Below are 23737 nucleotides of genomic sequence, written 5' to 3' on the forward strand. Positions count from 1 at the left end.
TATGTTCATCGCGCCAGGGATGCGGGAAGGTCTGGGACGGATGCCGTTTCCTCCTGGCCGCGCGCCCTGTTCAAGGGGTGGGCATCCACGGCGCTGCCACCAGGAATGGCATGCGGAACTTCGCTTATGCCATCACCGTTTTCATCCCTGAAACCTTCGGCGGCTTCATCGAAATCTCCATAGTGATTGCCGAGGCGGCCATCATCCCAGTCGTTTTTTCCCGGCTTGAAATAGTCCTGATAGCTGCGCTGAAGTGTTGGATATTTCGACATCTTGTCCGCAAGTGAGCCAAAACGCTTGCGCACAAGGTCCTCGATCTTGCGGGGGCTATATACCGTGGTGGAAACGTCCAGGGCATCGCCCCTTACGTTGTTTTGGATGTCATTGCGGGCAATGACATTGCGCGTGGGGCGTGATTCGGCACGCTCTAAAAGGTAATCACCAATTGCCACCCCATGATCCCGGTTGGACTGGATGCGATTGCCGAAGACCCTGTTTGATCTGGATCCAGAGACGATGAGCACGCCCGTGCGGTTCGTGCGGATGAGATTGCGTTTTACGCGATTGTTGTTGACGAGAAACAGTGTCACGCCATCCCCGGCATTGGAGACAACGATATTTTTCACGACTTCATTGTCATGCGCTTCACAGGACAGGAGAATGCCGGTTGCGGCATCCCGCTCATCTTCAGCCAGAACCTGCCGGATCTGTGTCAGATAATCGGCCTTTGACATGCCCGGCCAGGGGGTCTGCCTTGTGTAAAACTCGAAAAAGCGTTTTTCCGGGGCGAAATCGGGCTTCACCTCCAGGCCCGTGTTATCGACCGTGTTATGGCTGATGGTGCAATGATGGCTGTACCAGGAGACGGCAATGCCATAACTGCCGTTTCCGGTGATGCGATTGTGCGTGATGATGACACGCGATGATGGCCTGCTCTCATTCTGGATACGCGAGAGCTTTGCCAGATCACGCGGCCATGTGTTTCCCGGCAGGGTAACCAGTCGCGTTACCAAAATCCCGCCACCATTGTTCTGCACCCGAACATTGCGCACAAGCGCCTTCCTCACGCCTTCGAAGCTGATCCCGTCAAAACGGTTGTGACGAATTTCGGAATTCGTGATGCGCAGACCAATGGCACCGCGGGCGCTGATGCCGTTGCCGTTGTTTCGCACCAGGAGGGAATCAAGACGGACCTCGGGCGCCGTAACCAGAATGCCGCTGCCGAGCCAGAACAGATAGATCCTGTCATCAATGCCGGAATTGCGCACTTCCAGCTTTCTCACCACAGCGCGTTTGCCATCCACACGCAGCACGATGCCGGTGCCACCTCCATCGAGAATGGCGCTGCGTTGTCCATCGGCGCTTTCCAGCGTCACCTGCTTGCGGATGTGAAAATGACCATGATAGACGCCACAGCCCAGCTTGATGACGGCGCCGGGGCGAGCAGCATCGAGAGCTTCCTGCAAGCCATTGTAATAGCGATTTTCGCTGGCGTTCAGCACATAAGGCGGCGCATCGCAGTGGCTTGCCTGTTCCATGCGGTCCGTCTTTGGTGATCCTTCCTCCAAATGCTGGCGCCGTTTTTTGCGGCTATAGGCCTGCAGAGTGCGCTGGGGCCGGTCTTTCAGGGCATTGAGCTCGTTCAGGTCGAAATTGCCGGGCAAGTCATCGTCGCGCCAGGTGGAAACCTCAATCTCCAGATCGCGCACATGCAGCCGGTTGGTGACGGGATATTCCCACGTGTTCCATCCGCCCAGCTTGATGAAAATGCGACGCGCATCCGTTCCGTCAAACAGGCGGGAATGATAGTTTCTGAACACTTCACGCCAGGTTCTGCCCCGTTCGGACTCGAAATAGCTCCATCCCACACGGCCATCGTTGTCTCGGGTTATGACCAGCATGAAAGCGCGTGGCGCGTCGGGAAAACGCGCCTTGCGGCTGCTTGAGCGCGCGCTTGTGCCATCTGCCCCCTCTTCCAGAAAATAGACACTGGGGCGCCAGCTTCTGATGCCGATGTGAAGGAAGTTGGCATCACGGCGGCCATAGCGCTCATTGCCATGGGCAAAGAGCGGATAGCGGGCATGCACGCGCAAGGCCAGTTCCGGATAATTGCTGCGGGCAGCCGGTTCGCGCCACCATACCCCCCTGATCTGAATGGATCGCCATTGCGCCGGCAGATTGATGGGCGGAGAGAGGAGATAGGCATAGCCGTGGGTGTCGGGATCGCGTTTCGGGCCGGAATTGGTGCGCCGGATAACGAAAACGGCCTCGCGTGCGCCGTTCAGTTCCACATGCGATCCATTGCCGCCCACCTGGCTCCATCCGAAAAAGCCCAACGGCGTGAGCGCCAGAAGCAGCCCGGTGAACATCAGCAGGACAAGAGCGGCTCCGCTGCGGAGCATGAGGGAAAAGCGCGCAGGCATCATACGCCCTCCGATCGCTGCGCTTCCTTCCCTCTCCATTTTCATATCTGGGGATGGGACGATGCGTTTTTAATGGGGGACGGAGCCAATCATGCGCGTGATTTTGTCGCGTCCTGGCGCAATGTATCTTGCCGCCCATTGCGCGGGGCAATTCCCGGGGATGAACACCTTTGCCGCTGATGCAGCGGATGCCTGCCATCTTCATGGACAAGTCACCGCAAGAGGCTGACTTGCCCGGCATGCAAGCAGGGGCATTTCCCTGTCTCGCAAGCTGGCCTGCGCCATTTTGCCCTTTGCGTTTTACACCGCCTTGGCGTGGCGGTTGGGGGCGGGGCGGTAGTGCGCGTCGAAGGCGGAGGCGACGGTGCGCACGAAGAGGCGGTGTTCATCGGGCACGATGACCTCGCCTTCGGCCGTGATCTCGCACAGGCCGTCCGCCGCAAGCGGGCGCAGCTTTTCCCAGGCATCGGCGATGCTCTCCTCGGGAAAGCCGTGTCTGGCCACGATCTCGGCCGGACGCACGCGCAAGAAACACATGAGCTTTTCGATGATTTCGCCGCGCATGCGATCCTCCGGCGTATAAGTCAGGCCGCGGTCGATGGTCAGCCGCCCCTCCTCGATGGCGGTGGCCCAGCGGGCCATGTCGCGCGCGGCCTGGGCATAGCCCTGCGGCATGGAGGAGATGGCCGAACAGCCAAAGCCCAGCAGGGCATCGGCGGGATCGACGGTGTAGCCCTGGAAATTGCGGCGCAGGGTGCCGTTTTCCAAGGCGGCGATCATGGGATCGCCCTCGCGGGCATAGTGATCAAGGCCGATGGGGGTATAGCCCTCCTCGATCAGGGTGCGCTCAATGGCGCGGGCCTGTTCATAGCGCGCCTCGATGCCCGGAAGATCCTCATCGCGGATCATCTTCTGATGCTTCTTGAACCAGGGCACGTGTGCATAGCCGAAAACGGCGATGCGATCCGGGCGCAGGCCGGCGGCCTGACGCGCGGTTTCAACCACGCTGTCCACGGTCTGGCCCGGCAGGCCGTACATGAGATCGAAATTGACCGCCTCAATGCCGGCGTTGCGCAGATCCTGCACGCATTGCGCCACCATTTCATAGGGCTGGATGCGGTTGACGAGGCGCTGAACCCGCTCGTTGAAATCCTGAACGCCGAAGCTGCCGCGGTTGAAGCCCATGTCCGCCAGTGCTTTGGCCTTTTCGGCGGAAAAGGTGCGCGGATCCATCTCGATGGCCACTTCCGCCTCATCGGCAAGGCCGAAGCGCGCGCGCACGTGTTCGACAATGCGGGCAAGGTCCTCTTCCGTCAGATAGGTGGGCGTGCCGCCGCCGAAGTGAAAATGCGTGACCTGGCCCTTGCGCACGGAAAGCAGCGGCGCGGTGATGTCGATCTCTTTCAGCAGGCGCTCGACATAGCGCGTGGCGCGGTCATAGGTGTTGGGCACGGAGGTGTGACAGCCGCAATACCAGCACATTTGCCGGCAGAAGGGCACATGAATGTAGACGGACAGCGTGGCGTCCTCGGGCAGACCGGCCAGCCAGCCCTTCCACGTCTCGTGCGGAAAGTCGTTCTGGAACTGAACGGCGGTGGGATAGCTGGTGTAGCGGGGCACATCGGCGGTGGCATACTTGACGAGACGGGGATCCATGGCCTGACCCTTGTTTTCTTTTCCTGGCGGCGTTTTTCATGCGGCCGACCGCTCTTCCCTGCCCTCTTTCCCTGCCGCATCACGGCGGCAAGAGCGAGCCGGGAGAACGCCGGCGAAGTGCATCATCCTTGCGCCCTTCTGTCTTTACGCCTTATAGCGCCCCGGCATGGGCGGCGAAAAGGGGGCCTGCCATGCTGCGGCGCAGGCTTTCGCAAATTTCATGTTCATGCGCGGGGAGAGGGTCTTCTTAAGCCTTGGGGGGACGGCTGAGAGGGGGGAGCGCACTACACGACATGTGAATCATTATGACGTAGATCAGCCGGATCTTTAGGCTGTTGACTCATGCGCTTGTGGCTTAAGACCTGAGGCATTCGCCGGGGTGACGAGGAATAATATCGACCTTGTATCGTATAGTTATGTGCGAGAGTGGCGAATGTAATCGTGACGATTGAAAAGTTACGTTTTGATATTATACTCAATGCGTGTAATGAGCCTTGGATGTGCCTCTGTCCCGAGAGGGATAAGCAGCCAAGGACAGGATAGCATATATGCATCGCCCCGTCACCACCATTGGTTGGTGGCGGGGCTTTCATCTGTCTTTTTGCTCTTCCTTAGTCTTCCGTTTCCAGCGCGTCCGGCGTCTGGCCAGTGCGGGCCAGCCATTCGCGCACGGCTTCGGCGTCGCGGGGGGTGATGTCGGGGAACTCGGGGTCGGTGCCCACGTCCTCGGTGATCTTCCAGGAGCGGGCGCACTTGCGGCCCTTCGCCCTTTCCACCACCACGGCCACGCCCGGCACGTCCTCCAGACGGAAAGCCTCCGCCGGCCCTTCGCCCTCGCGGATGTCGATGGCCGACGTGATGGTCACCTCGGCCATGTCCACGCCATCCAGCGCCGCCATCAGGTCGGCGTCGGAAATGAACACCACTGGCGCCGCCTCCAGCGAGGAGCCGATGCGCTTCTCCTTGCGCTCCACTTCCAGCGCACCGGTGATGACGGAGCGCACCTTTCTGATCTTGCGCCACTTCTCCGCCAGGGCATCATCCTGCCATTCATCGGGCAGCGGCAGGAACTCCTTCAGGTGAATGGAGTCGTCCATGTTGCCGGTGCGGCTCCAGAAGGCCTCCTCCGCGGTGAAGGCAAGCCACGGCGCCAGCCAGCGCAAAACGTGCTCAAACAGGGTGTCGATGACCGTGCGGCAGGAGCGCCGACGCATGGAGGAATAGGGATCGCAGTAAAGCGAATCCTTGCGGATGTCGAAGTAGAAGGCGGAGAGGTCATTGACCATGAAGTTGAGTATGGCGGCGTAGGCGCGCTTGAAGTCAAAGGCCTCATAGGCCTTCATCACCTGCTCACCCACTTGCCTGAGCCGGTGCAGGATATAGCGCTCCAGCTCGGGCATCTGTGCGATGTCGTCCACCCGCTCCGTTTCCGGATCGTAATCGGCGAGCGCGCCTAGCATGTAGCGGATGGTGTTGCGCAGCTTGCGATAGGCATCGGCCATGCTTTTCAGGATCTCCGGGCCGATGCGCAGGTCTTCCGCATAGTCCGAGGCCATGACCCACAGGCGCAAAATGTCCGCGCCATACTGTTTCATCACGTCCTGGGGGCTCACCACGTTGCCCAGGGACTTGGACATCTTGCGGCCTTCCTCGTCCAGCACGAAGCCGTGGGTGAGCACGCTCTCATACGGCGCGCGTCCGCGTGTGCCGCAGCTCTCGAGCAGCGAGGAATGGAACCAGCCGCGGTGCTGATCGGTGCCTTCCAGATACATGGAGGCAGGCCACTTCAGGTCCTCGCGCTGCTCCAGCACGAAGGCATGCGTGGAGCCGGAATCGAACCACACATCCAGAATGTCGCGCACCTGCTCCCAGTCGTCCGGGTTCTCCACGCGCCCTTTCAGATAGCGCTCCTTGGCGCCGTCCTCGAACCAGGCGTCCGCCCCGCGCTCGCGGAAGCTTTCGATGATGCGGCGGTTGACCTCATCATCGACGAGGATCTCGCCCGTTTCCTTGTGCACGAAAATGGCGATGGGCACGCCCCAGGCGCGCTGGCGGGAGACCACCCAGTCCGGGCGGTTCAGAATCATGGATTTGATTCTGCGCTGCCCAGCGGAGGGTATCCATTTCACCTGCTCATCGATTGCCAGCAGTGCGCGATTTCTTAAGGTGTCGAATGGATCATCCGTATATGGCTTGTCCATTGGGATGAACCACTGCGGCGTGTTGCGGAAGATCACCGGTTTCTTGGAGCGCCAGGAATGCGGATACTGGTGCTTCAGCCGGGCGCGGGCGATGAGCATGCCGGCGTCCTTCAAGGCCTCGATGACGGCCTCGTTGGCATCGCCCTTCTTGCCTTCGGGCGTGAGCACGCGCCTGCCGGTGAAGCCCGGTGCCTCTTCGGTGAGCACACCGTCTTCATCGACGGTAAAGGGGATGTATGTGGAAATGCCCTTTTCTTCTAGCCACTTAGCGTGATCCATCCATACTTCATAGTCCTCACGGCCATGGCCGGGTGCGGTGTGCACGAAGCCGGTGCCCGCCTCTTCCGTCACGTGCTCGCCCGGCAGCAGGGGCACGTCGAAATCGTAGCCCAAATGCTGCAATGGATGCTTACATGTCATTACAGCCAAGTCATCACCAGGAACGTCACGAATTCTGCTATAGTTCTCCACTCGCGCAGCCTTCATCACATCAGCTGCGAGTGCGTCAGCCAGAATGTAACGCTCGCCCGGCTTGGCCCAGTTGCCTTCCGGCGCCGCTTTCACCTCGTAAAGGCCATAGGAAATTTTCGGGTTGAAAGAGATGGCCCTATTACCGGGGATAGTCCACGGCGTCGTTGTCCAAATAACGATAAAAGTATTTCCATGGGGGAAGTCCTCAGTGGATTTCTCTGCCAAAACAATCTCTAAGGGAAACTTCACCCAAATGGTGTCCGAGGTGTAGTCGTGATACTCCACCTCGGCCTCGGCCAGCGCGGTTTTTTCCACCACCGACCACATCACCGGCTTTGAGCCGCGGTAGAGCTGACCCATCTTCGCGAACTTCAGCAGCTCATTGGCGATGATGGCCTCGGCCTCATAGGCCATGGTGGTATAGGGGTTTTTCCAGTCGCCGATGACGCCGAGCCGGATGAACTCCTCGCGCTGCACGTTGATCCAGTGCTCGGCGAACTTGCGGCACTCGGCGCGGAAATCGTTGATGGGAATCTCGTCCTTGTTCTTGCCTTCCGCGCGGAACTGCTCCTCCACCTTCCATTCGATGGGCAGGCCATGACAGTCCCACCCCGGCACGTAGTTGGAGTCATAGCCCATCATCTGCCGGGTGCGGGTGATGATGTCCTTGAGGATCTTGTTCAGCGCATGCCCGATGTGCAAATGGCCGTTGGCGTAGGGCGGGCCGTCGTGCAGCACGTATTTCTCGCGGCCCTTTGCCGCCTCGCGGCAGCGGCGGTAGAGATCCATCTCCTCCCAGCGCTTGAGGATCTCCGGTTCCTTCTTCGGCAGACCGGCGCGCATGGGAAAATCGGTTTTCGGCAGAAACAGGGTCTTGCGATAATCGCGCTTGCCAGCGGCCTTGTTTGTCTCGCTCATGGCGTCTCGCTTTTTCGCTTTGCAGGATCGGATGCTGGTTTTTTTCTTATTAAAGGCGTGCGGCGCCGCCCCCTTTATGTAACGTGGCTTTCAGGGATCCAAGAGCGCGCTTGAGCTTACACGCCGGTCCTGCAGGGCTTCTAGAGCAAATGGCCCGTCATGGGAAGATGGCCCGGGCAGGTTCCTTTATTTAAGGCCGCTTTGATGCGGGCAAAGGGCACTGGAAAACTGAGCGCGCTGACGGAGGACTTAAAACGCTCACGCACAATCCCTCAGCGCCCGTTTTCACCATGCGGCAGGGGATATGTGCGGCGAGCATGAACGAGATATTGCTAATCATTCTCACTTATGACATACTCACTCCTGCAAACGGAGCGACTGGCAAGCGGTTTCACCACCGAAGTCCCTGCCGCAGGGCGCGAAACTCCCGCTCATGGCCCTTCATCCCGGGGTCATGCCGAACGGATCCCCTGTCGCGTCCTGATCGTGAAACTCCGACAGGCCCGCTCATGCACCCGGCCCCGCCTCTCCCGCTGGCGGGGCCGCTTTTTTTTTTTTTTCGGGCTCCTGACTTTCCGTTCGCAACGATCCCCCTGCCCTCTCATGGCGGCGTTCCGCCGCGGCAGGGCCTTGCCGGAAGAGGTTTTCAACCTCTTCCGGAATGTTTCAGCGGGGTTTTCAACCCCGCCTAAAGCATAGATGGCGGGGTAACATACCCCGCCAAAATGTTCCGGAACGGGATACAATCCCGTTCCGGCATTTTTTCTATTCGGCTCAAACCAAGCCAGTTGGCGAATGCCGTCGTTCTACAACCCCGCCTCATCCCTAGCCCTGGATTGCCGGGATCCCGGTTCAAGCCCGGGACAGGCTTGGGCCCGGCAATGACGTTTTTCTTTTGTTTATCAATGAGTTAAACAACTAACGCCCAACTCTTGGAAAGTCTTTTTTCCTCGGTCGGTTTGACGGCAACATCATGGTTCCTGAATTTCCTCGGACACCAGTGTGCCGCGGTAGGGCTTGTGATCCGTCATGCAAGAACCGATCAGCGTGCCTCTTGGGCTGTGCGGCGGATGGGATCGGGCAGCTCAAAGCAGATCCAGGGGGGCAGCGTGATGCGGATGGATATTCCCTCTTCCGTCTTCAAAGGTTCGCCGTTTTCCAGGGCGGTGGCGGCGCGATCGAGGCGGATGAGGGCGATGGCGCGTTCATCGGCGGTGGAGGAAATCTCTCCCATGCGTTTTTCCGCGCCGGTGATGACCATGCCGGTGCGCAAGGGGGCATCAGCCAAGACGGGCAAAAGGCGGTTGCGCACCGTGGTGCGGTGCTGCATGCGGGAGACGACTTCCTGGCCCACATAGCAGCCCTTGGTGAAGCTGACGCCATTGAGACAGTCGAAATTGGCCTCGTGCGGAAAGAGTTTCTGGCTGCCGATATCGCCATCGGAATCCGGAAGGCCCAAGGCGATGCGCCGGGCATGCCATGCCGTTGCATCTTCGGCGAAGTTCGCCGCGGCCTCTTGGGGCAGAAACGCGCGGGTGCCCATTTCCGCATAGCGGGGATCGGCATAGACAATGGCCCCGCCGGGCGCTGCGTCTTCAGCCAGATCAACGGCCACGGCCAGATCTTCGCGCGGCGTGATCGTCACCTGACGGCGCAGTCGATACATGGTCATGCGGGTGATGAGGGCATCGCGGCGCGAAGCCGGTGCATCGAGCAGAAAACGCTCTTCGTTTCCCTCGCCGGAAAGGGCATGAATGAAGAAGTCAAACAGGATCTTGCCCTGGGGCGTGAGCAGCGCGGCCCAGCAGGTCTGACCGGCCGGAAGGTTCATGATGTCCTGGGTGACGAGAGAATGGAGATAGGCGCGGGCATCGGCGCCTGCGATTTCAATGACGGCGCGTTCTTTCAGGTGTATCGGCTGCATCGGCATGGACAAGCCCCGTTGCTGCGTGCTTTTCTCCGGAGAGTTAAGGATGCCGCCGTTCATTCCGAAAAGGGAGGAACGGCTTGGCGAACCGGAATGACCCCTTGCTGAACAGACATAGACCGCGGAGACCGTCTTTTCCATGGCGCAATATGATCTTCTGCTGAAAGGTGGAACGGTGGTTTCACACGCCGGCATGGCCAGCGCCGACATCGGCGTGCTGAACGGGCGCATCGCCGCCATTGGTGATCTGCCGGAGGCTGCGGCGGAAACGGTGATCGACTGTCGTGGCCTGCATGTGTTGCCCGGCGTGATCGATACCCAGGTGCACTTCCGCGAGCCGGGCCATGAGCACAAGGAGGATCTGGCCACGGGCTCGCGCGCGGCGGTGCTGGGCGGGGTCACGGCGGTTTTCGAGATGCCGAACACCGCCCCGCCCACAACCACGGAAGACGCGGTGCGTGATAAGATCGCGCGGGCAACGGGGCGCATGTATTGCGACTTTGCCTTCTATGTGGGCGCCAGCGCCGAGAACGTTATGGACCTGCCGCGGCTGGAGCGCCTGCCCGGCGTGGCCGGGGTGAAGGTGTTCATGGGTTCCTCCACCGGCTCCTTGCTGGTGGATGATGATGAGACGCTCTTGCGCGTTCTCTCCGTCATTCAGCGGCGGGCGGCGTTTCATTCCGAGGACGAGGCGCGGCTGAAGGCGCGGCTGAATGTGCGCATCCCGGGCGAGCCGGCCAGTCATCCGCAGTGGCGCGATGTGCAAACGGCGCTTACTTCCACGAAGCGGCTTCTCACCCTGGCGTGCAAGGCGGGCAAGCGCATTCACGTGCTGCATGTGAGCACGGCGGAGGAGCTGCCGCTTTTGGCTTTAGCGCGCGATTTCGCCACCGTGGAGGTGACACCGCAGCATCTCACCCTGACGGCGGAAGAGGCTTATGCGGAGCTTGGCACTTTCGCGCAGATGAACCCGCCCATCCGCGAGGGCAGGCATCGTAAGGCGCTGTGGCGGGCGGTGAACAGCGGGCTTGTCGATGTCATCGGCTCCGATCACGCCCCGCACACGAAGGATGAAAAGGCAAGGCCCTATCCCGAATCGCCCTCCGGCATGCCGGGAGTGCAAACGCTGCTGCCGATCATGCTCGATCATGTCAACGCCGGGCGGCTCACTCTCCTGCGGCTTGTTGATCTCGTCTGCGAGGGGCCGCACCGCGTCTTTCAGATCGCGGGCAAGGGCCGCATCGCGGAAGGCTATGACGCCGACTTCACCATCGTGGACTTAAAGGCCGAGCGCGTGATCGAAGAATCCTGGCTGGCCTCGAAATGCGGCTGGTCGCCGTTTCTTGGCCGGCGCGTGCGCGGCTGGCCCGTGGGCACCATCGTGCGCGGCCGGCGCGTGATGTGGGAGGGTGAGGTGATCGGCGATCCTGAAGGCGCCCCTGTGCGTTTCATGGAAACCTTGAATGCGGCGGCCTGAAGCGGCGCAGGGGCGCGATCGTATGTTGGAGCATTCCCCTTTTAGCTGGCACTTACGCAACCGCCCCGGTTGCCGAGGCGTATGTCCATTCAGGCATGTCACAGGCAGAGGGCGGAATGGCACATGAGCGGCAAGAAGAAAAGGGCGCATGATCTTATCCTCCCCCTGATAGGGGGAGGGAAAAAAGCGGCGTGCCAAAGCCTTGGCACCTGATTGATGACGAGGCCGGGAGGATGGACGGGATTGCAGGCTGGCTGTTCAGCGGGGCGGAAGCGGGTGATGCGCTTCTCAGCCTGCTGTCGCTGAGCCTTCTCGGCATTCTTCTCAATATCGACAATCTCGTCGTTCTCACCATGGTCTCGGAGCGCCTGCCGGAGGACAAACGGCGGCTGGCGCAGGCGGCGGGGCTTTCGCTGGCGCTGGTGCTGCGTCTTGTCATTCTTCTGTTCATGGCGCGGCTGAAGGTTCTGACCGCGCCGGTGATTGCGCTGCCGATGATCACGCTTTCCTGGCATGACATCCTGCTGCTCACCGGCGGCGGCTATCTGTTCCTGAAGGCGCTGGGTGATGTGCGCCGGCTGGCGCGGGCGGAGCCGAAGCGGGCCGTTAAGCGCATGCGCGAAAAACGGCAGAAGGCTAAAACCGCCGCCGTGATCCCGGTCATGCTCACCATTGGCTGGCTCGATTTCGTCTTCTCGGTGGATTCCACCGTGGCGACAGTGGCGCTGGCGCCCACGCTGTGGGTGATGATCGCGGCCAATGTGATTGCAGTGGCGGCAATGCCGCTGGCGGCGGGACCGTTTGAGCGGCTGCTGGAGCGTCATCCCGCCCTGCACCTGCTGGCGGCGAGCTTCGTCCTGATGATCGGCGCCGCCCTGATCGCGGAAGGGCTTCACGTGCCGGTGCCGCATGGCTATCTCTTCGGCGTCATTCTGCTGGCGCTGGCGCTGGAGGGCCTTTCCGGCCTGAGGCGACGCCCCGGCGGCAGGCGCTGATAAAGGCCATGGGATTTGTCATGCCCGGGTTGCGGGCCTATATTGCCGACACCTTCGCAACAAGAACGGATGCGCATGGCCATGAGCGACGGCGAGGCTATTCCCTTTCGCAAGATGAACGGGCTGGGCAATGACTTTGTGGTGCTGGACGCCCGCAGCCGGCCCATTCCGATGACGGCGGAGATCGCCCGCGCCATCGGCGATCGCGAAAAGGGTGTGGGATGTGATCAGATCATCGTGCTGCGGCGCGTGAACGGCGCGGATGTGTTCATGGAAATCTGGAACCGCGGCGGTTCGCGCGTGGGCGCCTGCGGGAATGCCACACGCTGCGTGGCCGATATCCTGATGAACGAAACCGGGCGCGATCATGCCGTGATCCGCACCGATGCCGGGCTCTTGCTGGCCACGCGCCGCGAGGACGGTCTGATCCAGGTGGACATGGGCGCGCCGAAGTTTGACTGGCAGGACATCCCGCTGGCGGAAGAGTTTCGCGATACGCGCGGCATTGAGCTGCAGGTGGGGCCGATCGACAACCCTGTGCTGCACACGCCCTCGGTGGTCAATGTCGGCAATCCGCATGCCATCTTCTGGGTGAAGGATCTGGATGTCGTCGATCTTGGCAAGGTGGGGCCGCTTCTGGAGAATCATCCGATCTTTCCGGAGGGGGCCAACATCTCGCTGTGCAAGGTGGAAGGGCCGGATCATCTGCGGCTTAAGGTGTGGGAGCGGGACGCCGGCCTGACCAGGGCCTGCGGCACGGCGGCCTGCGCGGCGGCAGTGTGCGCGGCGCGCAAACGGCTGACGGGGCGGAATGTGCGCGTCACTCTGCCCGGCGGGGATCTGCACATCCGCTGGCGGGAAAGCGATGATCACATCCTCATGGCCGGGCCGGTGGAATACGAATTCGAGGGCACGTTGCCGGCGGAGACCTTTACGCGCCCGGCGGCCTAGAGAAAGCAAGGGAATGCGCTGATCCGCCCCTCATGTCCGCCCGTGTGCGCATAAGTATACGCCCCGATATCCGGCAGAAGCTTATGATGCTGGCGCTTGCAAACGGAAATTTAAGCGGAACGGATCGTTCATGAACGCACCGCACATCATCACCTTCGGCTGCCGCCTCAATGCCTTCGAATCGGAGGCGATGCGCCGCCATGCCGAGGCCGCCGGGCTCAGCAACGCGGTTATCGTCAACACCTGTGCGGTGACGGCGGAAGCGCAGCGTCAGGCGCGGCAGGCCATCCGCAAGGCGCGGCGGAGCCATCCGGAGCGGCCGCTGATCGTCACCGGCTGTGCCGCCCAGACGGACGGTGCGGCCTTCGCCGCCATGCCGGAAACGGATGCGGTGCTCGGCAATGTCGAGAAGCTTAACGCCAAGGCCTGGCGCAGGCTGGCGCAGGCGCTTTCGCATGCGGAATGCAGCCCGCCGGGTGATGAGCCAGCGCCGGCCGTTGTGGAAACGGAAAAGCCGGTGATGATCTCCGATATCATGGCGGCGCGGCGGCTTGCGCCCCTGCCGGTTGCGGGCATGAGCGGGCGCACCCGGGCTTTCGTGCAGGTGCAGAACGGCTGCAATCATCGCTGCACATTCTGCATCATTCCCTTTGGCCGCGGCAATGCGCGCTCTCTGCCCATGGAGGACGTGATCGCGCAGGTGCGGGCGGCGCGCAACGCCGGACACAGGGAAGTTGTGCTGACAGGTGTGGACCTCACCAGCTGGGGCGAGGATCTTCCCGGTCAGGCCCGCCTGGGCGATCTTGTGGCCGCGGTGCTGAAGGCCGTGCCGGAGCTTGAGCGGCTGCGCATCTCCTCCATCGACGTGGCGGAGATCGACGAGACTTTTCTCAACGTGCTGGCGCAGGAAGAGCGGCTGATGCCTCATCTGCATCTCTCCCTGCAGGCGGGAGATGACATGATCCTCAAGCGCATGAAGCGGCGGCACAGCCGGGCGCAGGCGGTGGATTTCTGCGCCCGGGTGCGCGCGCTCAGGCCGGATGTGGTCTTCGGCGCCGATCTGATCGCCGGCTTTCCCACCGAAACGGAAGAGATGTTCGCCAATACCCTGCAGCTGGTGGAGGACTGCGGGCTGGTGTGGCTGCATGTCTTTCCCTTCTCGCCCAGGCCGGGCACGCCGGCGGCACGCATGCCGCAGGTGCCGGCAGCGACGGCCAGGGCGCGGGCCCAGACCTTGCGCGCGGCCGGCGAGCAGCAGAAGCGGGCGCTGTTCGATTCCCTGCTGGGGGAGACGATGCGTGTGCTGGTGGAGCGGCCGGGGCTGGCGCGGGCGGAAAATCACGCCGAGGTCATGGTTCCTGAGGCCCTGCCGGTGGGCGAGATCGTGCGTGTGCGCATTACCGGTCATGACGGGATGCGGCTGAACGGAGTAGCGGCATGAGCGAATCGACGGGCGGGCTGTTCGGGCGTCTGTTCAGGCGGCGCAGGAAACAGGAAAAAACCGCCGAAGCCCCCAAAACAGAAGCGCAAGAAAGCCTTTCCACACCGCAGCAGCCCCATGCGGATGAAGCGCGGCAGGCGGAGGGGGCTTGCGCGCCTGATACGGAACGCCTGCCGGATGAAGACGACTCCGCCTCTGCTTCTGCAGAAGCCGCCGCGTCGCCTTCCGGGCAGGAGGGGAATACCGCAGCCTCTTCCGGGGAAGAGGATGTGCATCCGGACATTGCCGAAGCAGAACCGGCAGTGAAGGCTGAAAGGGCGGTTGCGGAAACGGAAGAAACGGCCTCCGCCCCGGCGGAAGAGGCGGTTACGACTGATAGAGCGCGCAAGGGCTGGTTTTCACGGCTGCGGGAGGGGCTGGCGAAGTCTTCCTCGGCTCTGGGCGGTGGCATTGCCGGAATTTTCACCCGACGCCGGCTTGATGAGGACACGCTGCAGGAGCTTGAGGACATTCTCATTCAGGCCGATCTTGGCATCGACATGGCCGAGCGCGTAATCGAACGGTTGCGGCGCGAGCGCTTCGAGAAAACGGTGACGCCTGAGGAGGTCAAGGCGGTTCTGGCCGAAGAGATCGCGCGGGTGCTCAAGCCGGTGGAGCAGCCCTTTGAGATCGATGAGGAAACACGGCCGTTCGTCGTTCTGGTCGTGGGGGTGAACGGTTCGGGCAAGACCACGACGATCGGCAAGCTGGCGGCGCTGGCACGGCGGGAGGGGCATTCGGTGATGCTGGTGGCGGGTGATACCTTCCGCGCCGCGGCGGTGGAGCAGCTTGGCGTCTGGGCGGAGCGGGCCGGGGCTGCCTTCATGAAGGCGGAGACAGGCGCGGATGCGGCCGCCCTTGCCTTTGACGCCCTGAAAAAGGCGCAGGCGGAGAACGTGGACATCGTGTTCATGGACACGGCCGGGCGCCTGCAGAACCGGCGCGAGCTGATGGATGAGCTGGCCAAGATCGTGCGGGTGATGAAGAAGGTCATTCCGGAGGCGCCGCATGCGGTGCTGCTGGTGCTGGATGCCACGGTGGGCCAGAACGCGCTGATGCAGGTGGAGGCCTTCCGCGAGGTGGCGGGGGTGACCGGCCTGATCATGACCAAGCTGGACGGCACGGCGCGCGGCGGCATTCTCGTGGCCATCGCCGAGAAATACGGCCTGCCGGTGCATGCCATCGGTGTGGGTGAGCAGATCGACGATCTGCAGCCTTTCAATGCCGAGGCTTTCGCCCGCGCCATCGCCGGGCTGGATGCGCGAATGTAAAGGCGCGAACGTAGAGGACTGGGCGCGGATGATGCCGGAAAGCCTGGAGAAGACCGAAGGACAAAAATCACAGGCGGCACAGGCCCCCGAACAGGCGCGCCGGCTTTCGCCGTTGATGCGCTTTGTCATCGAGGCGGGGCCGTTGCTGGTCTTTTTCGGTATCAATGCCAAGTGGGGGATCTTCGCCGCCACCGCCGCCTACATGATCACCGCGCCGCTTGCCATCCTTGCCTCGTGGCTTATGGTTCGGCGGGTGGCGCTGATGCCGATCGTGGCCATGGTCTTCGTGCTCGCCTTTGGCGGCCTGACCATCTGGCTGCATGACGAGACCTTCATCAAGATCAAGGTGACGCTGGTTAATGCCCTGTTCGGCACCATTCTGCTCGTGGGCCTGCTCTTTGACAGGCTGTTTCTCAAGATGCTCCTGGGCGAGGGCATGCAGCTCACTGATACCGGCTGGCGCATTCTCACCCGGCGCTGGGGGCTGTTCTTCTTTTTTCTTGCCGGGCTCAACGAGGTGGTCTGGCGCAGTGTTTCCACCGATGCCTGGGTGAATTTCAAGGTCTTCGGCCTGCTGGCGCTCACCTTCTTCTTTGCCATCGCCCAGACACCCCTGATGATGAAACATCACATCGAGCCGCCGAAAACCGAAGGCTAAAGCCCCTTTGCCGGCAAGACCATTCGGTCATTCACGCCATTGTCTCAGCCTAACCCGTCAGTTTCGCGCAAGGCAGCCTGCCTAGCCTTGCCGGCAGGAGGCCGTTTTCCGCGCCGCGCCTGAGGCGGCGCGGGATGCATGCGCAAACCATTCAACCGCAGGGGAGTTTTCGCGCTCATGACCGCCTTGCTGGGCTTTGTGGTCGTCATCGGCTGTCTGCTGGGAGGCTATGCCATGCAGGGCGGCCATCTGTCCGTCCTATGGCAGCCCTACGAATTCATCATCATCGGCGGTGTCGCCTTCGGCACCTTTCTGGTGGCCAATCCCATGAAGGTGGTGAAGGACGCGGGCAAGGGCGTGATGGAAGCCATCAAGGGCAAGACCGTCTCCACCCGCGACTATCTGGACGTGCTCGGCCTGCTGTTCACCCTGATGCGGGAGATCCGCGGCAAGTCCCGCGGCGAGGTGGAGGGGCACATCGACAACCCCGAAGAATCGGAGATCTTTCAGCGCTATCCCAACGTGCTCAAGGACAAGCAGCTGACCAACTTCATCTGCGATTATGCCCGCCTCATCCTCATCGGCAACGCCAAGAGCCACGAGGTGGAAGCGCTCATGGACGAGGAAATCCAGACCATGACCCATGACGCGCTGAAATCCTATCACGCCCTTGTGGGCATGGCCGACGGCCTGCCGGCCATCGGCATCGTCGCGGCGGTGCTGGGCGTGATCAAGGCCATGGGCGCGCTCAACGAATCCCCGGAAGTGCTGGGCCATCTCATCGGTGCGGCGCTTGTCGGCACTTTCGCCGGCATCTTTCTCTCCTATGGCATCATCGGCCCGCTGGCGAGCAAGATCAAGGTGGTGCGCACGCACAACATGCGCATCTTCATCCTCGTGAAGCAGACGCTGATCGCCTTCATGAACGGGGCCATGCCGCAGGTGGCGGTGGAATTCGGACGCAAGACCATCTCCTCGCACGAACGGCCGCCGATCGACGTGGTGGAGGAGGAAACCATGAACCCGGGCGGTGGCGAACAGAAGGCAGCGTGAATCCATGTCGGCCATGCAAGACGCGATCCTTGCCGAAGAGCTTCCCCGCGGTGGCAACGCCGCGCTGGTGGCCGGTGCCGGGCGCATTCCGCCGGAGAGAATGCGCACGCTTTCCCGCCTGCTGCAGGAGGCGGCCGCACACTTTCGCGAAGGTTTGGAAGAGGTGGCGGGCCTGCGCTTTGAGGTCTCCGGCGAGGAGCCTGTCGTGCGCACGCCGGCCGAGACTGACCTTGAGCCCGGCGCCTAGGCCGCCTGTCCGTTCGAGGCCGGTGCGCACGGCCATCCGGCGGCGATCCTGCTGGACAGGCAGGCGGTGAACCTGGTGGTGGAAACCTTCCTCGGCGGCGGCGCTGAAGGGCGCGCCCCGGCGCCGGAGCGGACGTTCTCCTCCTTCGATCTGCTGCTTGCCGGACAGGCCGCGAATGTGCTGGCGCGGGCCCTGAACGACACGGTGGGCAAGGCTGCCGGCATCGAGATTGCGCCGGATGCCGCCGATGCCGACCTTGCCGTGCGCACGCTGGCGCAGGATACACGGGCGGCCATTGTCTGGCCGGTGCGGCTTGCCGCTGCCGGAGAAGAGGGGCAGGCGCTGCTTGTTATGCCGGCCACCCTGGCGCAGGCGCTCAAGCCCTGCCGCGTGGCACATGAGGAGACGGAACACGCCGATCCGCACTGGCGGCGGGCGCTGGATGCCCGCCTTGCCGAAACGGGCATTGCCTGTGCGGCGGTGCTGGACGGCGGCGAGATGCCGCTTAATGCCGTGGCCAGCCTGGAGGTGGGTGACATTCTCTGGCTGAAGACGACGCCGGATACGCCGGTGCGCTTCGTCTGCGACGGCGAGACCCTCTTTACCTGCGAACTGGGACAGGAGCGGGGCTTCTTCTCCCTGCAGCTTCTTGGCACCGAGCCGGGCACGCGAGACTTTCTCGCCGGTCTGGCCCGCGCTGCTGAAAACAGACCTGAGCGTTGACGGAACGGATGCGCCATGAACGAGACCGATACTGATCGCGCCAATCCCGCCGCGGAAGGCCAACAGGCGCAGACCGCGCACAATGATGCGCCCTCGCAGGCGGCTCCCACGGCCGGCTCCGGCACGGAGGGACAGGCTGCGGAGGCAGGCGCAGCGCAAGGCCCGGCCTCCGCCACAGCAGCGGCGTCCGCCTCTTCCGTTGCCGCTGCCGGGCAGGCGGCAATGGCCGCTTCTTCTGCCGCGCCTGCCGACAGTAACGGGGCCGATGCGGCGGCATCCCCTGCGGCGGGCGGAGGGAATGGCGCCAGTGACCATGCCGGCGGCAACGGGCGCGGTATGGGCGGAGCCCGGCAGGCTGGCGCGGGGCTTGATCTTGTCATGCGCATTCCGGTGACCGTGGAGATCGTGCTGGGCACCGTGCGCATGACCATCGCCGAGCTGATGCGCCTGGGCCCCGGCTCCTTCGTGCAGCTGGACCGTCATGTGGGCGAGCCGGTGGACGTGATGGTCAACGGCAAGCTGGTGGCGCGCGGCGAAGTCGTCGTCTCCGAGGAGGACGAAAGCCGCCTTGGCATTCGGCTGACCGAGATCGTGGAACCGGGTGCGATGTGCTGACGGCCGCATGAGGCTCAGAAACCGGCGGTTTTTAAGCACTGCAGAGTCATTCACTGGGCACGTTTGATAAAGACGAAAGGGCGATCATGACGATCGACACGATCCTCTCCCGGCCGGGCATGTCTCCCAGCTTTCTGATGGCGCCGGAGGCGGGCGGCGGGCAGCAGCGGCCTTTGCCCGGGCCGTGGAAGGCCGCCACCGTGCTCAATACGCTCGATGCCGAAAGCCTGGAGAAGCTGCTCAGACATTTCGACCGCGAGGATCTGGAGCGGCTGCAGGCGCTGGATATCGATCTCGATCCGGTCTCGGCGGAAGATTTTTCGGCCATTGTCGAGGACTTCGCCCGGCGCTTCGCCCGGCGGCTGCACAGCGTGGGCGATCTGCGCCGGCCGCGGGCGCTGCTGGAAGAGGTGCTGGGCCCGGAAAAGGTGGCCGAACTGATGGGGGGCGAGAGCGATTCGGAAATCTGGACCGATGAGCGCTTCTCCTCGGTGGACATTCTGGAACCGCTGGTGCGCGAGGAACATCCGCAAACGGCCGCCTTTCTGCTATCGCGCGTGGATGCGGAGGTGAGCGCCACCTTGTGCGCCATGCTGGAGGATGACCGGCGCAACGACATCCTGCTGCGGATGCTGCACATTCGCCCCGTGGACCGGCATGTCATCATGGCGGTGGAAAGCCACATTCGTGTCACCTTCATCCAGGGCGGTGCCAGCGAAATGATGGCTGAGGCGCGCAACCGGCTGGCCAGCATCGTCAACCGCATGGACAAGGAGGTGGTGGAGCGCTTCCTGGATGCGCTGAAGCAGGCCGATCCCAGGGAAGCGGCACAGTTGAAGAAGATGCTGTTCTCCTTCGAGGACGTGGCGAAGCTTTCGCAGAAGGACCGCATGGTGCTGTTCGACAGGGTGCCGGCGGAAACCACCATCAAGGCCCTGTTCGGCGCGCCGGACGATCTGAAGAACGTGGTGCTGGAGGCCCTGGGCGGGCGCATGCGCAAGATGGTGGAGGCGGAGCTTTCCGGCGGCAGCGAGCCGGCAGAAGCCGACATTCAGGCCGCGCGGCAGGAGATCGCCGCCCTCGCACTGGAGCTGGCGCGCGAAGGCGAGATCGTCATCAGCATGGACGAGGAAGACGGCGCCTGATGCGTTCTCCGGGCTTGCGGGCATCATGGCCGCTGGTCATGCCCATTCCCGCATGATTGCCGCACCAGATCATGGCTGAAGAACCCGACAAGGACAGCAAGACAGAGGATCCGACAGAGAAACGGATCGCCGATGCCATCGAGAAGGGCAACGTGCCCTTCTCGCGCGAGCCGGCGGTGCTGGCCTCGATCCTGGCCATGCTGGTGGTGGCGGCCTTCTTCATCGGCCCGGGCAGCCCGAAACTTGCGCAAAGCCTTGCCGCCTTTCTGGAACGCCCCGGAGAATGGCGGCTTGATGCAGGCGAGGATGCCTTCCGGCTGATCGGGCATGTGGCGGGGATTGCCTTTCTCTTTCTTCTGCCGCTGTTTCTTGCCTTCATCATCGCCGGCATTTCCGCCTCGCTGATCCAGAACCCGCCCCGCATAGCCTTCAAGCGCATTCAGCCGGAGCTTTCGCGCATTTCGCCCAAAAAGGGCATGAAGCGCATCTTCGGCGCGCAGGGCTGGGTGGAATTCGCCAAGGCGCTGGCCAAGTTTGCGGCGGTCAGCGGCGTGGTGGCGATGCTGCTGCGCACGCAGTCCGGCTGGATCCTGCTTTCCCTGCAGGCGGCGCCGCAGGCCCTGCCGGAGATACTGCTGAAACTGGCCATGGACCTGCTGGCGGCGGTGGCGGTGGCGGCGCTGGTGCTGGCGGCGGCGGACTTTGCCTGGTCGCGTCGCTACTGGTGGCTGAACCTGCGCATGACGCGGCAGGAGGTGAAGGACGAGCGCAAGGACCTGGAAGGCGATCCCATTGTCAAGGCCCGCCGTCTTTCGCTTGCGCGCGACAGGCTGCGGCGCTCGATGATGGCGGCGGTGCCGCAGGCGACGGTGGTGATCACCAATCCCACGCACTATGCCGTGGCCCTGCGCTATGAACGGGAAAAGGATGCCGCGCCGGTGGTAGTGGCGAAGGGCCAGAACCTGATAGCGCAGAAAATCCGCGAGATCGCGCAGGAGCATGACGTGCCCATCGTGGAGAACAAGGCGCTGGCGCGGGCGCTTTATGCGCAGGTGGAGATCAACCAGATGATCCCGCCGGAGTTCTATGCCGCAGTGGCCGAAATCATCCACTACGTGATGACCCGCACCCGCCAGGCGATAAGCGGCGCCTGAAAAGGATGATGGCGCCGCGTTTGATGCCCGCCAATCGATTTGACGGCAATTTCACGCTTTCTGAAACTTCCCGGGCAGTGCCCCATTCCGGCGAGGCATAAACCGGGTGGAAAGATTTGCATGCGAGCATGGGCAGGCCCGTTGAAGGGGGCTTTTTACGGGCATGACACAACAACGCGCGGACGAAGAATCAGCGCGGCAAGTTGACGGAGCGAACCGTCGGCCGGAGTGCTTCAAGGGCTTCGCGCCGATGGAGGACGGAAGGGGCGGATCCGGGGGGAGAGAACCGGATCCGCCCTTCGCCTTTCCCCTTCAGGACATCAGCGGAACAGCGCCAGCACGGTCTGGCTGGTGGCATTGGCGATGCTGAGCGCCTGCACGCCGAGCTGCTGCTGCACCTGCAGCGCCTGCAGCCGGGTGGATTCGGCGTTCATGTCGGCATCCACCAGCTGGCCGACACCGCGGTCGATGGCATCCATGAGAGAGGAAACGAAGTCCTTCTGCATGTCGATGCGCGTCTTGGCGGCGCCGAGGTTGCTGGCGGCCGTGGTCATGGAGGAAATGGCCCCGTCCACCTTGCCGATGATCTCCTCGAGATCCTGCAGATCGGCAGCGGAATCCGTGATGCCGGAAATATCCAGCGTGGCCACGGAGAAGGTGCGACCGCCGGTGGTGGTATACTCCTTGTCCAGAATGCCCGAGGCGGTGCCGGAAGCATCATAGAGCTTCAGGCTGTTGACATCGATGCTCAGGGTCTGGACCTTCACGCCGCTGTCGGTGCGGGTGAAGGAAGCCACCACCGTCTTGGTGGCGTTGTAGCCGGAGGCCGAGGAATCGACGCTCAGCCAGTTCTCACCGGAGAACGAGGCCGAATCGGCGATGCTCTTGAGCTGGTTCTGCAGCTCGTCGATCTCGGCCTGGATGGCGCTGCGATCGACACCCGGCGAACGGGCCGCGACCAGCTTGGCCTTGATCTCACCCACCACCTCGATGGCCTTGTCCATGGCGGTGTAGGCCACATCCACGGTGGCAGCACCCAGGCCCAGCGCGTCCTTCACGGCAGACAGGGCCTTGTTGTCCGAACGCATGGTGGTGGCGATGGACCAGTAGGCCGCGTTGTCCGCCGCGGTGGCAACACGATAACCGGTGGAGATGCGGTTCTGGGTCTGAGCTAAGGCCTTGTTGGTCTGATTGAGGCTCTGCAGAGCCGTCATGGCGGATGCATTCGTCCGAATGCTGAACATGGCTTGCCCCTTTCCTACTCTGATTGACGCAATACTCACTTTCTCGGGGAAGCATGTCGGACTCGCACCGACATGACGGAAGCGGCTTCATGCCTTTGAATGCCTGCAGACGGACCTCATGTCCGGGGAGGGAAACGCGGGAGATCATCTCCCGTGGCATCCAATCCGTCATTGGAGATGCACCGCCAAGCATGCGGATCACGATTTAAGATTCCGCAAAACGAATTGGTTAAAATGTATTCAATTCCTGCGCGATTCCGGGACGACCATACAGCACACCCCCTTGTCCGCGGCACTGACAAGGGAAAGGCCCGTTTGCGCCACGTCCTTCGATGATCAGTAGAAGGAGCGGACGAGGCCGCCGGCGAGCAGGCTCCAGCCGTCGATGAGCACGAAGAAGAGGATCTTGAACGGCAGGGAGATGATGGTGGGGGGCAGCATCATCATGCCCATGGACATGACAATGGTGGCCACGATGAGATCGATAACGAGGAAGGGCAGAAGCAGCAGAAAGCCGATCTCAAACCCCCGGCGCAGCTCCGAAATCATGAAGGCAGGCACGAGAATGCGCAAGGGCACTTCGCCGGCGTTTTCCTGCGCCTTTTCCGGAACGGGTGTTTCCCTGCCCTCCTCCTGCTGCTTGCCGCCGGCGTTTTCGGCAATGTCGCGAAACAGGGCGAGGTCCTTCTCCCGCACGTGATCGAGCATGAATTCGCGGAAAGGCGCAACGATGCGCTTAAAGGCCTCCTCATGGGTGATGCGGTTGTCCATGAGCGGGCGCACGCCGTTATTCCAGGCCTTTTCCAGCGTGGGCTGCATGACGAAGAAGGTCATGAACAGGGCAAGGGAGATGAGAATGAGATTGGCCGGCGTGGTCTGCAGCCCAAGGCCCGCCCGCAGAAAGGCCAGCGCCACGATGATGCGGGTGAAGCTGGTGACCATGATGAGAAGCCCCGGCGCCAGGGAAAGCACGGTGAGCAGGGCCACGACCTCCACGATGCGGCCGGTGACGGTGCCGTCGGGGCTGGCGAGCAGATCGCGCAAGGTGGTCTGCGTCTCCTGCGCCGCGGCGGGAGAGGCGGCGAAGAGCAGAACGATAGGCAGCACGAGCACAAGCGCGCGCATGAA

18 protein-coding genes are annotated in these 23737 nt (G+C 62.5%); 12 read left to right on the forward strand and 6 right to left on the reverse strand.

What is annotated here, in order from left to right; translation table 11 throughout:
- Positions 1–5 precede the first annotated feature (5 nt).
- The 4 genes from EK16_RS03950 to EK16_RS12170 form a co-directional block, all read right to left on the reverse strand.
- Positions 6–2402 (reverse strand): right-handed parallel beta-helix repeat-containing protein, encoded by a 2397-nt coding sequence (locus EK16_RS03950; protein ID WP_197059599.1) that lies wholly within the window; start codon positions 2400–2402, stop codon positions 6–8.
- Between the two features lie 321 nt (positions 2403–2723).
- A complete protein-coding gene (hemN, locus tag EK16_RS03955; RefSeq protein WP_038034894.1) occupies positions 2724–4079 on the reverse strand; it encodes an oxygen-independent coproporphyrinogen III oxidase in 1356 nt (451 codons plus the stop codon).
- A 611-nt stretch (positions 4080–4690) separates the two neighbouring features.
- On the reverse strand, positions 4691–7669 hold the full coding sequence (gene ileS / locus EK16_RS03960) for an isoleucine--tRNA ligase (RefSeq protein WP_038034895.1): 2979 nt from the start codon (positions 7667–7669) through the stop codon (positions 4691–4693).
- A gap of 1042 nt (positions 7670–8711) precedes the next feature.
- Positions 8712–9599 carry a CAF17-like 4Fe-4S cluster assembly/insertion protein YgfZ gene (locus EK16_RS12170; RefSeq protein WP_197059600.1) on the reverse strand — a complete coding sequence of 296 codons (888 nt, stop codon included), beginning with the start codon at positions 9597–9599 and terminating at the stop codon, positions 8712–8714.
- 136 nt (positions 9600–9735) lie between these two features.
- Between EK16_RS12170 and EK16_RS03970 the strand changes: the two genes are divergently transcribed.
- The 12 genes from EK16_RS03970 (at position 9736) to flhB (ending at position 21365) form a co-directional block, all read left to right on the forward strand.
- Complete coding sequence (locus EK16_RS03970) at positions 9736–11073, forward strand: dihydroorotase (RefSeq protein ID WP_038034896.1); 1338 nt, start codon at positions 9736–9738, stop codon at positions 11071–11073.
- Positions 11074–11306: 233 nt separating this feature from the next.
- A complete protein-coding gene (locus EK16_RS03975) occupies positions 11307–12068 on the forward strand; it encodes a TerC family protein (RefSeq protein ID WP_051928910.1) in 762 nt (253 codons plus the stop codon).
- A gap of 81 nt (positions 12069–12149) precedes the next feature.
- On the forward strand, positions 12150–13019 hold the full coding sequence (dapF, locus tag EK16_RS03980) for a diaminopimelate epimerase (protein ID WP_038035837.1): 870 nt from the start codon (positions 12150–12152) through the stop codon (positions 13017–13019).
- Between the two features lie 130 nt (positions 13020–13149).
- Complete coding sequence (gene mtaB / locus EK16_RS03985) at positions 13150–14460, forward strand: tRNA (N(6)-L-threonylcarbamoyladenosine(37)-C(2))-methylthiotransferase MtaB (RefSeq protein ID WP_038034897.1); 1311 nt, start codon at positions 13150–13152, stop codon at positions 14458–14460.
- On the forward strand, positions 14457–15770 hold the full coding sequence (gene ftsY, locus EK16_RS03990; protein WP_038034898.1) for a signal recognition particle-docking protein FtsY: 1314 nt from the start codon (positions 14457–14459) through the stop codon (positions 15768–15770). Before mtaB ends, ftsY begins: the two co-directional genes overlap by 4 nt.
- Positions 15771–15798: 28 nt before the next feature.
- On the forward strand, positions 15799–16428 hold the full coding sequence (locus EK16_RS03995; protein WP_081910244.1) for a septation protein A: 630 nt from the start codon (positions 15799–15801) through the stop codon (positions 16426–16428).
- A 177-nt stretch (positions 16429–16605) separates the two neighbouring features.
- The gene (gene motA / locus EK16_RS04000) at positions 16606–17481 is read left to right on the forward strand and encodes a flagellar motor stator protein MotA (protein ID WP_038034899.1); all 876 of its coding nucleotides are present in this window, start codon (positions 16606–16608) and stop codon (positions 17479–17481) included.
- A gap of 4 nt (positions 17482–17485) precedes the next feature.
- The gene (locus tag EK16_RS04005; RefSeq protein WP_038034900.1) at positions 17486–17728 is read left to right on the forward strand and encodes a hypothetical protein; all 243 of its coding nucleotides are present in this window, start codon (positions 17486–17488) and stop codon (positions 17726–17728) included.
- Between the two features lie 66 nt (positions 17729–17794).
- Positions 17795–18451, forward strand: coding sequence for a FliM/FliN family flagellar motor switch protein (locus EK16_RS04010; RefSeq protein ID WP_038034901.1), 657 nt, complete (start codon positions 17795–17797; stop codon positions 18449–18451).
- A 15-nt stretch (positions 18452–18466) separates the two neighbouring features.
- On the forward strand, positions 18467–19066 hold the full coding sequence (fliN, locus tag EK16_RS12495) for a flagellar motor switch protein FliN (protein WP_231573600.1): 600 nt from the start codon (positions 18467–18469) through the stop codon (positions 19064–19066).
- Between the two features lie 86 nt (positions 19067–19152).
- Positions 19153–20211, forward strand: a complete 1059-nt coding sequence (locus tag EK16_RS04020) for a FliG C-terminal domain-containing protein (protein ID WP_038034902.1) — start codon at positions 19153–19155, stop codon at positions 20209–20211.
- A gap of 71 nt (positions 20212–20282) precedes the next feature.
- The gene (gene flhB, locus EK16_RS04025; protein WP_038035840.1) at positions 20283–21365 is read left to right on the forward strand and encodes a flagellar biosynthesis protein FlhB; all 1083 of its coding nucleotides are present in this window, start codon (positions 20283–20285) and stop codon (positions 21363–21365) included.
- 320 nt (positions 21366–21685) lie between these two features.
- On the opposite strand, the gene EK16_RS04030 is transcribed toward flhB, so the two are convergent.
- Together EK16_RS04030 and fliP are read right to left on the reverse strand one after the other, a co-directional pair.
- On the reverse strand, positions 21686–22609 hold the full coding sequence (locus EK16_RS04030; protein WP_038034903.1) for a flagellin N-terminal helical domain-containing protein: 924 nt from the start codon (positions 22607–22609) through the stop codon (positions 21686–21688).
- A 336-nt stretch (positions 22610–22945) separates the two neighbouring features.
- Positions 22946–23734 carry a flagellar type III secretion system pore protein FliP gene (gene fliP, locus EK16_RS04035; protein ID WP_038035841.1) on the reverse strand — a complete coding sequence of 263 codons (789 nt, stop codon included), beginning with the start codon at positions 23732–23734 and terminating at the stop codon, positions 22946–22948.
- Between the last annotated feature and the right edge of the window lie 3 nt (positions 23735–23737).

Origin of the sequence: Thermopetrobacter sp. TC1 (genome assembly GCF_000746275.1) — a bacterium.
Classification (GTDB): domain Bacteria; phylum Pseudomonadota; class Alphaproteobacteria; order Rhizobiales; family Aestuariivirgaceae; genus Thermopetrobacter.